The following is a 14,891-nucleotide window of genomic DNA, read 5'->3' on the forward strand; positions in this document are numbered from 1 at the left end:
CAAAAAAGGAGGCAGCTTTGCGGGCTGCCTCCGTGACAGAGAGATGCGCGTCTGAACTACGCCACCAGCGTGGCAGTCATCGTGATCTTGGCGTTCAGCAGCTTTGAGATGGGGCAGTTCGCCTTGGCGGTTTCGGCGGCTTCCTGGAAGGCGGTTTCATCTGCGCCAGGGATGGTGACCTTCACGTCGAGATGGCTTGCGGTGACCTGGAAGCCATCGCCAACCTTCTCCAGCGTGACCGTGGCCTCGGTCTCAATCTTTTGGGGTGTCATGTTTGCCAGGCCGAGAATCATGGAGAGAGCCATGGAGAAACATCCGGCATGCGCTGCACCGACCAGCTCCTCGGGGTTCGTGCCTTTCTCACCCTCGAAGCGGGTGCGGAAGGAGTAGGGGACACCAGAGAGCACGCCGGAACCCGTGGTGATGGTTCCGCTTCCGTCCTTGAGACCGCCGTTCCAGATTGCTGATGCTTTTTGTTTCATGGTTTTTCAGCATCGCATGAGTCGCTGGAATTGGCTGCAATTTTTTGTCGTCAGTTTTGCCTCAAAAGGTTGGACGTGAAAGAAAGGCGGAGCGGGCCGGGTAGGTCAGACTTCCGCAGTCTGCATCTTGATTCATCAAGCAGTTCATCCGCCATGTCCCGAATTCCATTTTTTCCCGGCCGTCATGGGTCCAGTGTCGGCGAGAGAGCCGCAGGCTACGGTAGTGTGGTGAGGTTGTTCATGGGGCTGATGCTGGGCCTGTTGTCGTGGAGTGTGGCGAGCACAGCGACCCAGGCTGCCACACTGCAGGCAGGAGCTGCGCGTGTAGAAATCACGGACCGGACGGTGCCCGTGGTGAATGACCCGCTCTATGCGAAGGCGTTGGTGCTCAAGAGCGAGAAAACTGTGGTGGTGATCATCACGCTGGACGTGGTTTCGATGGGTGAGATAGGCCGCATTGGCAATGGATTCCTGGCCACGGTGCGTGGAGAGCTGAAGAGGGAACTCGGGATCGCGCCGGAGAGCGTGATCATCAATGCAAGCCACTGCCATGGAGTGCCGCGACCGGACACGGCTGCGCTCACGGTGCAGGCGGTGAAGGAGGCATGGCAGAAGATGGCGCCAGCACATGTCGCTGCTGGCAGGGGCAGTGAGCAGCGCATCAGTGAAAATCGCCGCATCAAGATGAAGGATGGCAGCGAGGTGGACATGCGCCGTGCCTACCCGCTGCCACGAGATGAAGATGTGAAGGCGGTGGGGCCGATTGATCCTGAGATAGGGATTCTGCGTGTGGACCATGCCGATGGGAAGGCGATGGCGGTGGTGTACAACTTTGCGTGCCATCCCATCATGAACCCGCCCAGCACGGGGAACTCGGCGGACTATCCCGGCTTTGCTTCGAAGGTGATTGAAGAGGAGCTTGGCAATGGCGCGGTGGCATTGTTTGTGCAGGGCTGTGGCGGTGACATCAATCCCATTGGCTACAAGGGCGTGGCGCACCCTCCGCAGGCGGAGCCGCTGGGCACGATGCTGGGACTCAGTGTGATGCGTGCCGTGAGGGAGATGAAGACGAGGGCGGATGAGTCGTTGGGCATTGCGAGCACGACGCTGGCGCTGCCACGCGCGGCAGACTTTGAGCGCCGTATCGCGGCCAATGAGGCAGAGCAGGTGAAGCTCACGAGGTCCCTTCGTGGGACCAATCTGAACTTCAAAAGTTTTCTGCCCCTGCTGATGCAGCATCGTCTTTTTCCCGAGCAGCCTGCGGCGCACGCTCAGCAATACCTGCGACAGAAGGATGGCGGCAGGGAGGACTACACGCGCCTGGATGCGGACAACCGCGCGAGCATCGAGGCATATCTGCACAACATCGAGGTAATGGAGAAGCTCACGCGACTGAATGCGAATCTCGCGCTGCTGAAGAAGCATCAGGCGCAGACTGTGGCGGCAGGTAACACCACGCTGGACGTGGAGATGGCTTCGGTGAGGGTGGGAGAGTTTCGCCTGGTGACCTTCCCCGGGGAGGTGACGGTGGAGGTGGGGCTGAACATCAAGAAGGCTGCTCCACATCCGCACTGCTTTGTCGCAGGGTACACGAATGGCTACATCTACTACACGCCTACGGTGGCCCAGCGGAACAACACAGGCTATGCGCAGGAGGATTGTGACACTTTGGTCGCGCCGGAGTGGCAGGCGCTGTTTGAGAAGCGGGCGCTGGAAATGTTAAAGGGCTTGTGAGTTTTGTATGACCGGACTCTACTGGTGGTCCGTATCGAATCTGAACTGAAGGCTGCGGCAGGCCGTGGTCGATGGGTTCATTCAACCTCAGCCTATTCTTCCCATGAAAAGCAGCTTTCACGGATTTGCCTCTCTCGAAAAAGGCAAGAAACTGGAGTCCTTCTCCTTCGACCCGGGTCCGTTGGGTGACGAGCAGGTGGAAATCGCCGTGGAGTACTGCGGCGTGTGTCACAGTGACCTTTCCATGATCGACAACGAGTGGGGGATGTCCGCCTATCCCCTGGTGCCGGGGCATGAAGTCGTGGGACGCATCGTGGAAGTGGGGGGCAACGCGAAGGGACTGAAGGTAGGGCAGCGCGTGGGAGTTGGTTGGTTTTCGGGAAGCTGCATGCACTGTGCGCAGTGTCTCTCGGGAAATCACAACCTGTGTCCGAATGGTGAGGGCACCATCGTGAATCGCCACGGAGGTTTTGCCAATCGGGTGCGTGCGCACTGGGCGTGGGCCACACTCCTGCCTGAGCAGCTGGATGGCGCGAGCGCCGGGCCGCTCTTCTGCGGAGGCATTACGGTGTTCAATCCTATTGTGCAGTTTGGAGTGCGGCCGACGGATCGTGTGGGTGTGATTGGCATTGGTGGACTCGGTCACATGGCGGTGCAGTTCCTCAGCAAGTGGGGTTGCGAGGTCTTTGCTTTCACCTCCAGTGATTCCAAGAGGGAGGAGGCGATGAAGATGGGAGCGCACCAGATTGTGAACTCGCGTGATGAGGCCCAGCTCAAGAAGATTGCAGGATCGCTCGATTTCATCATCAGCACGGTGAATGTCGCCATGCCGTGGGATGCCATTTTGAGCAGTCTCGCGCCGAAGGGACGACTCCACTTGGTGGGGGCAGTGTTGGAGCCCATCCCGGTGGGAGCGTTCTCCCTCATTGGAGGGCAGAAGAGCATCTCAGGCTCTCCGGTGGGAGGTCCGGCTACGGTTGCAAAGATGCTGGACTTCGCTTCGAGGCATAAGATTCCGCCGATCACCGAGGAGTTTCCCATGAGCCAGGTGAACGAGGCGCTGGATCATGTGCGCGCGGGGAAAGCACGCTATCGCGTGGTGTTGAAGAACGACTTGGGCTGATGGGAGTAATGGAGTAATGGAGTAATGGAGTAATGGAGTAATGGAGTAATGGAGTAGTGCGGTGGGTGCCGCCATATCCCCCCTCAATGACTTTGACGCATGTCTGACGTATCCCGTGACCCTGAGAAGCGGTTTTCGAACCGTGTGGCGGATTATGTGAAGTATCGTCCTGGGTATCCGGATGGGATCTTGGAGCTGCTGCGGGAGAAGGTGGGGCTGAGTGCTCGGTCAATGGTGGCGGATATCGGATCGGGCACGGGCATCTCGGCGGAGTTTCTGCTGCAGGTAGGATGCACCGTGCACGCGGTGGAGCCGAATGCGGACATGCGTGCGGCGGCGGAGTTGATGCTGAGTGGTAGAGCGGGATTTCACAGCGTGGCGGGAGCTGCGACGGCCACGACATTGCCAGAGCGCTCGGTGGATCTGGTTGTGGCGGCGCAGGCGTTTCACTGGTTCGCGGGAGAGGCGACGCGGGCGGAGTTCGATCGCATCCTGAAACCGGAAGGTTGGGTCGCGTTAATCTGGAATGTGCGCAAGGTGGATTCTACGCCCTTCCTCGTAGCGTATGAGGCGCTGTTATTAAAACATGCCACGGACTACGGACAGGTGCGGCACGAGCTCGTGGATGACAAGGTGCTCGCGAGCTTTTTTCGCGATGGGAAGTTCAGCTCCACATCATTTCCAAACGCGCAGTACTTCGACTACGATGGGCTCAAGGGACGGCTGCTGTCTTCTTCCTATGCACCTGCGGTGGGGCAAGCGGGGCATGAGGAGATGATGGCGGAGCTGGAGAGGATTTTTCGGGAGTATGAGGTCGAGGGCAAGGTGGCGATTGACTATGACACGTGGGTGCATTTGGGGCGGTGAGGGGTGTGGTCACGTGCAGTGAGTTCAACGCAGCGCCGAGCGGAGCGAGACGACTGCAAAGCAGCCCGAAGGGTGAGGACGGCAGGACGAATCAAACACAGAGACGCAGAGGAACTTCGGAGACTGAGGTGGGGGAGTGGTCTAAGCGGTGGTGCACGCGGTATGGTGATTTGAGGTGCGGAAGCTTGCTCTGCGAGAAGCTGTCGAGCATTTTTGTCTGGTGGAGGATAGCCGTGTTGATGCTGGCTTCACGGCAGCAAGCTGCCTGCGGAAAGCTGGAGCAAGCTCCAGCAGTCCAAGTTCGTTGCGTCGCAATGTTTAGTGGCAAGCGCGTGGCAGCGTGCGATCACATGAGAGTGATATCGACTTGAGAACTCTGCGAGGTGGCGAGTGATCTTCAGTTGGCGGGCTGAAGTTTCAGTGTTACGAGCGTTCCAGGGGGGGAGTTTGATGGGGAGCTTTGAGAAGGTGCCCGCGATTACGTCGAATGCCGGAAGCGGTTCTTCTTTTCCACCTTCCTCCAGCATTGCTTTGTACTTTCCGGGTTTCAGCAGGCGGAGTTCGGCTTCGAAAAAGCGATCTTCCTCGCCAAAGTGAAACAACTCTGCCGTGAGGTGGGTGGTATTCGCCTTCGTTACGAACACCGCCATGTCCTGCGCGGGAGTGACCCAGCGCACGGCCATTTGGGGGAAGCGGGGTGCATTCGTATCGCCGCTCACCATGCGGTAGAGCAGTTCGTGCTTGGGCAGGGTGACTCCTTTGTAGTCATCAAACTTGTAATCCTCCGCGAGGAACTGGGCGAAGCGCATGACGCGGTCTGTCGAGCGCACTTCGCTGGTGAAGCCGGGGAAGTTCACGCGCAGAGCTTTGGCGCTGTCGCGCAGGGCGGCGGTGATCTCTTCGCGGCCCGTGGCGTCTGAGCGCAGGGTGTGCTGGGCGCTTTCCAGGGCGAGCAGTTCATCGAATTCCGTGGTGCCGGTCAGGGCTTTGCAACGGGCGAGGGACTTCACCAGAGCGCCGAAGTTGCTGTTCGCATTTTCACGAGGGCCGAGATTCTCCGCGCACCAGGCGTCGCTGCCGGGCTTCGCATGGCTGGGTTCTTTCTGCTTCAGCCACTTCAGACGCATGGCGGCCATGGAGCGCAGGGGTTGCAGGTACTTGTCCTTGCCGGTTTTCACGTGGGCGATGACCATCGCATCCGTGAGCTCGGTCATGACGCTGGGCCAGATGTAGTAGGAGTGCATGTAGCCACCTGGCTTCACCGGTTCCCACCACGGCTTCTCCGCGCCAGCGGTGGCACCATCGGGCCAGCGGATGGAGGCCGGGAGGATGCCGGCGGGCTTGCCATTCTCTGCGCGGGCGGTGGCATCCACCCAGGTGTCCAGCCATGCGGGAAGGAGGTCATCCAGCACCGCATCATTCTGCTGCTGCCAGATGAGGAAGGCGGGATGCAGCGCTCCCACGTCGGCCATCACATCGAATGCGCGAGCCGGAGCGGGACTGGTGCCCGTGGCGCTGAAGTAGAAGCTCTTGAACTGGAGCTGGCCGCGCTCATTTTTTCCCGTCCAAGCATCGCGCATGAAGGGGCCCATCTTCAGAGCCCAATCCTTCCACCGCTTTTGCTGCGGCTCCAGCACCATGAGGGGAATGAGATTGTCGGTGGTGTCCTCAGCGGCGTGCTCCACATCGGTGATCTCCTGATTGAAGCCGCCCTTGAGATGCGGGCGGTTCATGGCGGACTTGGAGAACTTGAGCTGGGCTGTGAGGGATTTCTTGTCGTCAAAGCCCAAGAGCACGGAGGCCCACCAGCGCCACATTTCGCAGTCGTCGCCCCAGCCGCCGCCGAACTGGCCGTCTTCGCGTTGACGGTTATCGATCCACCAGTGGATGATTTCCCGCAGGCGCTCAATCTGCTCGCGTTGGAGCACGGCCCACTCGGGGGCATCGGGTGTATCAGGAAGTGAATTTGTATCAAAGGATGTTTGAGAGACTGAATTCAACCATGGGATGGGTTTTCCCAGATACATGCCGGGGATGGGATTCTGCGGGAAGGCTTTCTGGTAACGGCGAAAGTCTTCGCAGGCTCGCTGATGCAGCTTTGGCCCCTCTACGGGATGGCTGCGGATGGTGCTGTTCTCGATCAACTGCCACGCACGCATGCGGCCCTGATACAATGCGGTGATGACGTGCAGGGGCGAGCTCTCGGGAATGCCGAAGTCGTAGGCATCCCACTGCTTCCCGTAGAACTTCAGGCCGCTGCGATTCCACTTTTCAACAAACGCGGCAAGCGTGGCTGCTTCGGCTTGGAGAGAAGGGCTGGCGGTAGATGATTTCGAAAGCTCCCTGAGCAGGCGCTGGCGTTCGGTCTCATCCTGCGCATTCCCCGCTTGTTTGATGAGTTCTTCACTGCTCGTGTCGCCGGTCCTCTTGTCCTGCGGCTTTCCGACAGTCGTGGGAGGCTGGATGAGCAGTTCATCCAGCACGGATTCGATGTAGCGGTCATTGGGCTTCCCGGAGGCGTCCTTCTTCTTGAGCAGGTAGGACTGGTCCTTGTCCGGCTCGGACTTCCACTCGAAGGTCATGTCGTCCTTCAGATCCATGAAGCCCGTGGACTGCAGGTCCCAATAGTCCCGCTGACCGCGCACCGCGTAGAGCACGGAAGCAAGATCCGCCACGTGGCGGTCCTTCGCGGTGCCGCCGAAGTAGTGCTCATAGGAGCGGCGGACGGGATTGTTCGCGGGTGTCTTCGCAAGGCTCTTGCCAATCTGCAGACCACTAGGCACGGAACACACCTCACGACCGGCAAAGACGATGGGGGTGGGCCATTCGCGAATCACCTTCAAGACGGAGGCGGGCTCGCGCTGGAAGTTCACATTGCCCAGCTTCAGGTCATCCTTCGCAGGTGAGCCGATGAAGTTGCCGCCCATGCACACATAGAGCTTCACCTTGCGCTTCACGAGGTCGGCTCCGGAGAGGCGGGTGCCTTCTGCGGGGAGTTCCAGGAGGTTTCCCAGGTTCGTGAGGTAACCCACGGTGACGATGGTCACGGAATGGTCGGGCTGCTTCTCGAGGATGTCGCGGTATACCAGGGCGGCGTCAGGCGCATCGGCGGTGGATTTGAGTGCGGTGGGGAACTCCCGGGTGATTTGATCCACATACTTGGAGGGATGGCTGGTGCCATGTTTCTTCGGAGCTCCGATGGGAAGATGGGGGCGGCCGTAGTAGGCATTGATGGCGGCGACCGTGGGCGCGGCACCGGGGTGGGTGACACTGACTACCGTACCGAGGATTTCGCACTCTCCGCGATCCGCAAGAGCGTGCAGCACGGCCATGGCACCCGCGTCGTCGCAGTCGGTATCCATGTCGGTGTCGAAGAGAATCTTCGGGACGGACGATGGGGGCGGGGTCTGCGCCTGGCCCTGTGCCGGAGCGAGTGAGAGGAAGGTTGCTGCCAGCAGTGAGATTCTGGAAAGGCGGGGCAAAAAAGAGAGAGTCGCCGTCATGAGTGATGGCGATGATACGGAGAAAGTGGACGGGTCTTTTAGGAATGAGAGCGCTACGCTGGATTCCTGAACAGAGGACGCGGAAGTGGACGAAGTACCTGAGGGTGGTGCGTGCCGCACGCTGTTCCACACCCCCTCCGCCCACGGAAATTTGGAGGCCGACGCAGCAGCCCCCTACCGGTCAACAGGTGGGCTGCGTCATAGACCTGAGGTGCGATGCCCTCTTTTCTCCACCTGCTACTGACCGCACACGGAGTGTGCGGACCACCACGTCTGGTCCCTTCGCTTGTTACTTTGCCGCGGTCTGTTCCTTGAGAAGTTCAGATGGGGTGAGGAAGCGGCAGCCCTGGTCGCGGAGGTAGAGGACGGCTTTCTTGAAGTTCTCAAAGCGAGCGTCGTCCCACTGGTTGGGATGGCCCTGGATCACGAAGTAGGGCACGGTGTCCTTCTTCTGCTCGTAGGTGGCTTTTACGTTCTCCGGATTGGGAACGAAGAGGGGCTTCTCCAGTTCCATGAGACGCTTGAAGACAAACTTGCTCGTGGGCACGTCCTTGGGCGGGCCGTAGTAGAAGACCATCTTGATTTCCGGGATGCCTTCCAGAGCCTTGTAGGTGGTGCCATCGATGGCGGTGCTATGCGGACCGAACGCATTCATCTCGATGCCGGTCTTCTGCTTCATGAGGTCGATCGACTTGCGGAACATGGCGGCCTGGTCCTCGGGGGTGCCGCCCATGTACTCGGCGGTGCGGCCATTCACCTTCATCTCCTGCGGGAGCAGGCGGGCGTAGTAGCCGTGGTGCCAGAACTCGATGTAGCCCTTGGCAGCTCGCTCTTTGATCCAGGCGACGTAGGCGGGGCAATCGCCTTCGAGGGAGTCGCAGAGGATGCCGTAGGAATACTTGAGCTTCTCACCCTCGAGGAAGTCCGTGGTGCGCTGGAAGCGGGGCGAGACGGTGGCGGTGGGGGGCTTGCCGCCCTTCACGAGGTCATCAAGCTTGAGGACGACCGCGAGGGGCTTCCTGGCCGTGTCATTGCCGGCGGGCGTTTGGGCAGAACCGCCAGCGCCGGAGAAGAGGGCCAGTGCGGCAGTGACGATGGCGAGAAAGGGAAGCGGCTTCATGCAAGGTGGCCTAGATGTTGATCTCCGCTGTCGCAGATTTCGAGACATTTCTGATGCCTGCGGCTTCTTTCACCGCGGCAAGCTCGAGCGGCAGGTGCTTTTTGAAGAGGAGGATGTCCGCACTGTGGATGAGCAGGTTGGCCCCCAGCTTCAGGAAGCGGGCCTGCTGCTCAATGCTACCCCAGAAGTGGATGCCTGCGCCGATGCCAGCGGCACGCGCCTTGCGGAAGATGGTCTCGCACGCGGCGAGGAAGTCAGGATGGTCGTACTGCTCGGGCACACCGAGATTGCACGAGAGATCATGAGGGCCGATGAGCACGGCATCGAGGCCGGGCACGGCGAGGATCTCATCCAACGCATCGATGGCGGGCTGGCTCTCGATGTTGACGATGAGAATGCGGTCGGAAGCGGCGGAGGTGATGTAGTCGTGCAACACGGGCTCTGCGGCAGCACCCTCCAGCATGGACTGCAGCTTTCCACCCTTGATGGGGCGCAGCTTCACCGCACCGCGCAGGGCCTGCACCTGCGCGGCAGTCTCGATGTAGGGCGCGATGATGCCTGCGGCACCACCATCCAGAACCATGGTGGCCTCATAGGGACTGGGCGAGGGGATGCGCACCAGCGGTGCCAGACCCATGCCGGCATAGATCTGGCACATCCACGAGAGTTGCTCGCGATCGAGCGCGATGTGCTCGGTATCAATGAAGACGAAGTCCAGCCCGCAACTCCGCACCGCCTCCGGCCACCGTGGGGAGGGGGAGACAATCAGCGTGCCAAAGACATGCTGTCCCTCGTGGAGAGCGGTGGAGAGTTCGCGGGCGTTCATTTCACAAGGTCGTGTTACTTTTTCTTTTTGTTTTTCTCAGCAGCTTCCTGCATCTCCTTCGTCCACTCGAGCACCTGGTGGTCGGCGACGAGACGTTCGCGGAGCTTGGTGTAGTCCACCTTTTGCACAGTCACTCCGGCATCGATTGCTTGTACGGCGGCGGTGGCGGCAGATTGGCCGAGAATCATGAAGACAGGTTCCATGCGGATGGAGCCGTACGCCACGTGCGTGGAGGAGAGGCACACGGAGACGAGGAGATTCGAGCACTCAGATTCACGCGGCACGATGCTGCGATAGCTGACGGGATAGGGATGCGGCACCTTGATCTCGATGCAGCCCTCCGCCTTCACCTTGCCATCCACGAGCACGCGGGAGGTGTGATGGGAGTCCATGGTGTAGCTCGCGAGGCCCACGCTATCCGGCACGACTTCGCGGCTGTCGCAGTTCTTCTGCGTCATCACATAGTCGGAGACCATGCGGCGGCCTTCGCGCACGTAGAGCTCATGCGGCCAGCCGTTCGTTTCCGCGAATTCGCCCTTGGGCAGGCCAAAGCTCTTCGTGAACTCGCGCACTTTCTCAGGCAGCTTCTCATCATGCGCGAGGAACCACATCATGCCCTGCTGGTAGGTCACGTGCTGCTGGAAGATCTTTTCACGCGCTTCATAGTCCGCATCCGGCCAGTCATTGCTGGCGCCGACGAAGTCCGTGGAGATGGGGCCGGCGTTGTTGCAGTCGCCAATGTTCAGCTTCACCGGGCCGCTGCCGTAGGTGAACTTCCACTCGGCATTGAGGTCGGTGGTAAGGTAGCGCTCGAGCAGGGCGAAGTCGCCACGGTTGTAGCCTTGAGGCTTGGGCCAGGCGATGCCATCGGCGGCCTTCACGGCCCACATGCGGAAATTGTAGGCCTGCACGAGTTTATCGCCGGTGCCGGGAGCGGGGAGAGGGCCGCCGGTGATGCCTGGGAGGAGTCCGCTGCTAGGGTCGCCCGCTTTCACATACGGATCCACGGCGAAGCGGAACTGGTGAGTGCGCGCGAGTTGGAAGCCATTCACGGTTTCGCCATAGGCGCTGTTGTCCTCGCGGCCCACGAAGTACTTCACTCCGGCGCGGGCAAAGAGATCGCCCTCGTAGGTGGCATCGATGAACATCTTCGCCTCGATGCGATTGCCGTTTTCGAAGACGAGAGCGGTGATGCGGGTGCCGTCCTTCTCCACGGTCTTGAGGCGGTGCTCGTAGTATACGGGCACATTGGCGTCGCTGAGCATCTTGCGAAAGATGGTCTCGGCCTGGGAAGGGCGGAAGCCCAACTCGCCACTCACATCATTCATGGCTTCACGCTTCGCGGTGCTGGCGCTCTTCAGAAATTCGGCGCCCATGCCGCCGATGGAGCGCGCATTTCCCACGTCCACGGCGGTAAGACCGCCTGAGGTCATGCCACCCACGTGACGACGAAACACGGCAAACGCAGCCTTCTTTCCCATGCGATGCGCCTGGGTCGCTGCGGCCACGCCACCGGGGGTGCCGCCGTAGACGCACACGTCCACCTGGATGGTCTGAGCCGGATTCGCCGCAGGCACGGGGTAGTAGTAGCGCAGGCCGGGATTTGGAGTGGCAGGAACGTCAGCCGCGGGGGCGAGAGAGGCGGCACCGATGCACGAGGCGGCGGTGGCCAATGAGAGAAGAAGGCGATTCATAAGGGAAAGAAGTCCGTGAGGTGGCTTTTTGGACGTCCCATTTGACCAGACACTCCCATTCTCATCAAGGCTCGGTGGCGGCTTGGGCATACAGGCTGTAGAGCCGGGCGTTCTTCAGTTCCACCAGGATGCGTACGGGACGGTCGGTAGGAATGGCGGTGCCTGATTTCCACGAGGCTTTCCATTGGGTGGCGTCTGCACGAAGTTCGTTGCTTTCGTCGAGGGAGAGGCCCGGAATGGGCGCGCCGTGTTTCTCCAGCACTGCGATGCGGACGAGACCATCGTTGGAGGTGGAAGCATTGATGATGAGGTGCGGTGAAGCGTGGCGGAGGGGAATGGTCTGCACGGTGCCTGTTTGCTCTCCTGCATCGAGTGAGGCAAAGCCGTGCCTCCGCCACACGGCGCGACCGATGGAATTGCGCTTCTCCGGAAGAGCTCCTCCGTGAGAAGTGGTGAGGCCGGTGTAGTACATCCATGTCTCATCTCCGACATGCACAGCGGTGCTGGAGACGCCGAGGATGGTGCCGGCGTCGAAGGTGCCAGGCTTGCCACGGGCGATGATGGCAATGCGTGGCTCAGTGCGCTGCCAGTGGAGTCCATCGGCACTGGTGATGAGTTGCACATCGATGTAGCCGTCCGTGGGGCTTTGACCTTTGGGGAAGGGGATGGGCTTGCCCTCGGGCGAGAGGTTCTTCCGGTCGGGAGCGGTGACGCGGAAGATGGTGGGAAAACCGAGGTAGCCTGCGGCGTGCGTGAGCACGGACATGTTATTCACCTCGGTGCGTTGCTTGGGTTCGGTGACCCAGGCATCATCGATTTCATCCGGGGCGAAGGTGAGCTCTGCCTTGCTCCATGTGGCGAAGTCCTTGCTGCGGGAGAGCCACACGGTGCGACGTGAGGTGCCTCGAAGAGTGGCGTGCAGGCGATGGTAGGCAAGGTATTCACCCGTGATGGGATCCTGCGCGAGGCTGATGTTATCTCCCTCGGGGAAAATGGGCTTCTTATCAGGATGGCTCTTCCACTTCAGGCCATCGGGCGAGACGGCGGCGTAGTAGTCACCTCCGAAGTAGCCGAGCATCTTCCAGCGCTTGGCTGGGTCAGTCTCGTGCTGATCCAGCAGCACGCTGGGGCTGTGCAGGTCGAAGACAATGTTGTTTTCCTTCGAGCCTGCGAAGGCGTGCAGCCCGAGTGATGGCTTCTCCCACGTGAGGCCATCGCGTGAGGTGGCGTACAGGGTCACATCATAGCGATTCCTACGGAAGCCGGGGACGGCAATGTTCTTGATGTCCGGAATGGCCTCCTGCCGCGTGAGGTACCACATGCGGTAGCCGCCGGTGGCATCATCCGGATAGACGGAACCGTGGATGTAAACACGGTCGCCCTCCCAAGGTTTGTCTGCCTGGAGTACAGGAGAGCTTGATTGCTTCGCGGGATGAATGGTGCGGGTAACGCCGCTCTTCGTCGCGATACCACCGTCGTCCGCGAAGAGAAGCGGTAGCTCTCCCAGGGTGATGCTCCTCTCCTCTGCGAAGGCGCCTGTGCTGATGAGGAGCGGCAGGCAGCATGCGATGCTGAGGGAGAGGAGAGGACGCATGGGCGTTATGGGGTGGAGTCTTCCTGAAGCACGATGTCCGAGCCGCCAGGAAGCGCATCGTAGCGTGCAGTGCCGTTGCTCACGCTGACGGTGGTCTTCTGCGTGCCCTGCGTGATTCTGCACTTCTTCCATGTCGTGGGCACGTGGGTCAGTAGGGTGAGTGGTTGATCGTAGAGCTTGGGGTCCGCTTTGGAGGTCAACTGGAGGCGGATGGATTTGTCCGTTGCTTCTACGATCTTCACCTCAGCGCTTTCGCGCTCTGTGAGATACTGGTGATAGGAGATGTGGTCTGTGACCCAGAGTGCGCCTTTGTCGGAGCGTTCCTTCAAGCCGTCCAGCAATGGGAAGAAGACTGCCTGGGCGAGCGGCCAGAAGTCCTGGTACTTCACTACGGGACCCACACGCTCCACGCCATGCACCACGAGGTACTCCATGTCCTTGGCGGCGATGGCCTTGTCCGCGAGGGCGATCATCTCCTCAGTGGTCTTGAGATGGTAGACGGCGCCGTGATCCTTGAAGGGAGGGCGGTCGATGAGCTGATGTTTCTTCAGCAGTGCGGCCTCTTCTTCATTCGTGATGTTCCAGGTGCCGGGTTTCGTTCCTGGTCTGGCGTAGGAGACGAGCTTGTCCTTCGTGTGCGGGACGATGGTGCGGATGTAGCTGGCGTTCTCGCCGATCTCATACTCGCCATGCGCGGCGTCCTTGATGCCGCCGTGCGTCATGGTGTGCACGCCGTAGACCATCCCCTTCTTCCACAGTTCCTTTTCCCATTTTTCGATGGAGTGCTTGTACTCGCCCTTGGCGGGGCAGATGTAGAAGGTGGCGGTGAGGCCGCGCTTCACCAGTTCCGGAGCGGCCACCTGCCAGTGGCTCGGCCAGCTGTCGTCAAACATCAGGAGGAAGACCGCAGTGCGATCATCCTTCCATTTGGCGATGCGGGTCTCGCCAGGTGACTGTGCGGAGGCGGTCGCGCAGACGAGGAGGAGGGTGAGGGCGGAGGCAAGGAAGAGGCGCATGGTGTGCGAAAGACGTTTGAGAGAACTCAACTCTTAGGCTTCGTCGCGGGAGCTGCGGGCAGGGCCTTGCTGGCCTTCATGCTGGCTAGGATGGTCGCCTTGTTCTTGGCCCAGTCGGAATTGGGCGTGGCTTCCCACACCTTGAAATTGCGTACGGCGCTCTCCACGCCGGCCACGAACATGACGCTGCACTTCGCCGAGGTGATGAGGGGGTGCTGGCCGGTCATCGTCTTGCCATCCACGGTGAGGGTCATTTCGTCGCCGAGGATCTCGAAGAGCACGGTGTGCCATTCGCCGAGGGCCATGGGCGTGAGAGTGAGTCCGAGTGGCACGGCCTTGTCGGGACCACCGTGGTCGTTGTCATCCTTGCGGATGTTGAAGCCCTTTTCATCGATGCCCACGCTGCAGATGTAGTCCTTGGTATCGGTGGTGCGCACCTGCACATGGCGCTTGGGGCGGCCCTCCATGGGGACATCATGCATCTGCACTTCGCATTGTATGACGACGTCCTTAAAGTCGAAGCCGTAGGAGGCGGTAGCGGGGTGTTGCACGGCGGGATTCTCCTTTCCTACGAAGGTGCCATTCACCACGTCCCAGTGACCGCCGCGTGCGGCGGAGTTGTAGCGCCAGGCCTTGAAGCCACTGGCGAAGCCGTTCGACTTGCCATCGAAGGGCGGCAGGGGCTTCTCAAAGTCCTGCTGCACGAGGAGTTTTCCTCGTGTGGTCATGAGGGTGGGCAGCAGGTCCTCGGCATTCGCAGTGGCAAAGCCGAGTGCGAGGCAGAGGAGGGGGAGGAGGAGAGGTGGGAGTCGCATGGTGTGCGCCAAGTCTGAATGACGGATGCGGAATGTCGAACGGGAACGCCGGACTGGGGGCTGTGGGCTGGCATGCCACGGGGAGGGTGCTGGGTGTGGCGGGCTGCATTGGCTTCA

11 protein-coding genes are annotated in these 14,891 nt (G+C 60.5%); 3 read left to right on the top strand and 8 right to left on the bottom strand.

The window, feature by feature from the left end; translation table 11 throughout:
• Positions 1-56: 56 nt before the first annotated feature.
• On the bottom strand, positions 57-482 hold the full coding sequence (locus tag DES53_RS21295) for an OsmC family protein (protein WP_113960336.1): 426 nt from the start codon (positions 480-482) through the stop codon (positions 57-59).
• A gap of 153 nt (positions 483-635) precedes the next feature.
• Between DES53_RS21295 and DES53_RS21300 the strand changes: the two genes are divergently transcribed.
• The 3 genes from DES53_RS21300 to DES53_RS21310 all read left to right on the top strand — a co-directional run bounded on the left by DES53_RS21300 (position 636) and on the right by DES53_RS21310 (position 4,206).
• Positions 636-2,216: a hypothetical protein gene (locus DES53_RS21300; protein ID WP_245958227.1), complete on the top strand. Its 1,581-nt coding sequence runs from the start codon at positions 636-638 to the stop codon at positions 2,214-2,216.
• 103 nt (positions 2,217-2,319) lie between these two features.
• Entirely contained in the window at positions 2,320-3,339 is a 1,020-nt protein-coding gene (ahr, locus tag DES53_RS21305; RefSeq protein ID WP_113960337.1) for an NADPH-dependent aldehyde reductase Ahr, read from the top strand.
• Between the two features lie 99 nt (positions 3,340-3,438).
• Positions 3,439-4,206 carry a class I SAM-dependent methyltransferase gene (locus tag DES53_RS21310; protein ID WP_113960338.1) on the top strand — a complete coding sequence of 256 codons (768 nt, stop codon included), beginning with the start codon at positions 3,439-3,441 and terminating at the stop codon, positions 4,204-4,206.
• Between the two features lie 248 nt (positions 4,207-4,454).
• On the opposite strand, the gene DES53_RS21315 is transcribed toward DES53_RS21310, so the two are convergent.
• The 7 genes from DES53_RS21315 to DES53_RS21345 form a co-directional block, all read right to left on the bottom strand.
• On the bottom strand, positions 4,455-7,709 hold the full coding sequence (locus tag DES53_RS21315) for a nucleoside hydrolase (RefSeq protein ID WP_113960339.1): 3,255 nt from the start codon (positions 7,707-7,709) through the stop codon (positions 4,455-4,457).
• 289 nt (positions 7,710-7,998) lie between these two features.
• Positions 7,999-8,829, bottom strand: a complete 831-nt coding sequence (locus tag DES53_RS21320) for a polysaccharide deacetylase family protein (RefSeq protein WP_113960340.1) — start codon at positions 8,827-8,829, stop codon at positions 7,999-8,001.
• A gap of 10 nt (positions 8,830-8,839) precedes the next feature.
• Positions 8,840-9,655 carry an HpcH/HpaI aldolase family protein gene (locus tag DES53_RS21325; protein WP_113960341.1) on the bottom strand — a complete coding sequence of 272 codons (816 nt, stop codon included), beginning with the start codon at positions 9,653-9,655 and terminating at the stop codon, positions 8,840-8,842.
• A 14-nt stretch (positions 9,656-9,669) separates the two neighbouring features.
• Positions 9,670-11,349 carry an FAD-dependent oxidoreductase gene (locus DES53_RS21330; protein WP_113960342.1) on the bottom strand — a complete coding sequence of 560 codons (1,680 nt, stop codon included), beginning with the start codon at positions 11,347-11,349 and terminating at the stop codon, positions 9,670-9,672.
• Positions 11,350-11,413: 64 nt separating this feature from the next.
• Positions 11,414-12,943: a glycoside hydrolase family protein gene (locus DES53_RS21335; protein WP_113960343.1), complete on the bottom strand. Its 1,530-nt coding sequence runs from the start codon at positions 12,941-12,943 to the stop codon at positions 11,414-11,416.
• A 5-nt stretch (positions 12,944-12,948) separates the two neighbouring features.
• Entirely contained in the window at positions 12,949-13,959 is a 1,011-nt protein-coding gene (locus DES53_RS21340) for a polysaccharide deacetylase family protein (protein WP_113960344.1), read from the bottom strand.
• Between the two features lie 26 nt (positions 13,960-13,985).
• Complete coding sequence (locus DES53_RS21345) at positions 13,986-14,774, bottom strand: LamG domain-containing protein (RefSeq protein WP_113960345.1); 789 nt, start codon at positions 14,772-14,774, stop codon at positions 13,986-13,988.
• Positions 14,775-14,891: the final 117 nt, after the last annotated feature.

Origin of the sequence: Roseimicrobium gellanilyticum (assembly GCF_003315205.1) — a bacterium.
GTDB lineage: Bacteria > Verrucomicrobiota > Verrucomicrobiia > Verrucomicrobiales > Verrucomicrobiaceae > Roseimicrobium > Roseimicrobium gellanilyticum.

Coding starts and splice junctions, on each gene's coding strand:
- DES53_RS21295 (WP_113960336.1), bottom strand. CDS start 482: ATGAAACAAAAAGCATCAGCAATCTGGAACGGCGGTCTCAAGGACGGA.
- DES53_RS21300 (WP_245958227.1), top strand. CDS start 636: ATGTCCCGAATTCCATTTTTTCCCGGCCGTCATGGGTCCAGTGTCGGC.
- ahr (WP_113960337.1), top strand. CDS start 2,320: ATGAAAAGCAGCTTTCACGGATTTGCCTCTCTCGAAAAAGGCAAGAAA.
- DES53_RS21310 (WP_113960338.1), top strand. CDS start 3,439: ATGTCTGACGTATCCCGTGACCCTGAGAAGCGGTTTTCGAACCGTGTG.
- DES53_RS21315 (WP_113960339.1), bottom strand. CDS start 7,709: ATGACGGCGACTCTCTCTTTTTTGCCCCGCCTTTCCAGAATCTCACTG.
- DES53_RS21320 (WP_113960340.1), bottom strand. CDS start 8,829: ATGAAGCCGCTTCCCTTTCTCGCCATCGTCACTGCCGCACTGGCCCTC.
- DES53_RS21325 (WP_113960341.1), bottom strand. CDS start 9,655: ATGAACGCCCGCGAACTCTCCACCGCTCTCCACGAGGGACAGCATGTC.
- DES53_RS21330 (WP_113960342.1), bottom strand. CDS start 11,349: ATGAATCGCCTTCTTCTCTCATTGGCCACCGCCGCCTCGTGCATCGGT.
- DES53_RS21335 (WP_113960343.1), bottom strand. CDS start 12,943: ATGCGTCCTCTCCTCTCCCTCAGCATCGCATGCTGCCTGCCGCTCCTC.
- DES53_RS21340 (WP_113960344.1), bottom strand. CDS start 13,959: ATGCGCCTCTTCCTTGCCTCCGCCCTCACCCTCCTCCTCGTCTGCGCG.
- DES53_RS21345 (WP_113960345.1), bottom strand. CDS start 14,774: ATGCGACTCCCACCTCTCCTCCTCCCCCTCCTCTGCCTCGCACTCGGC.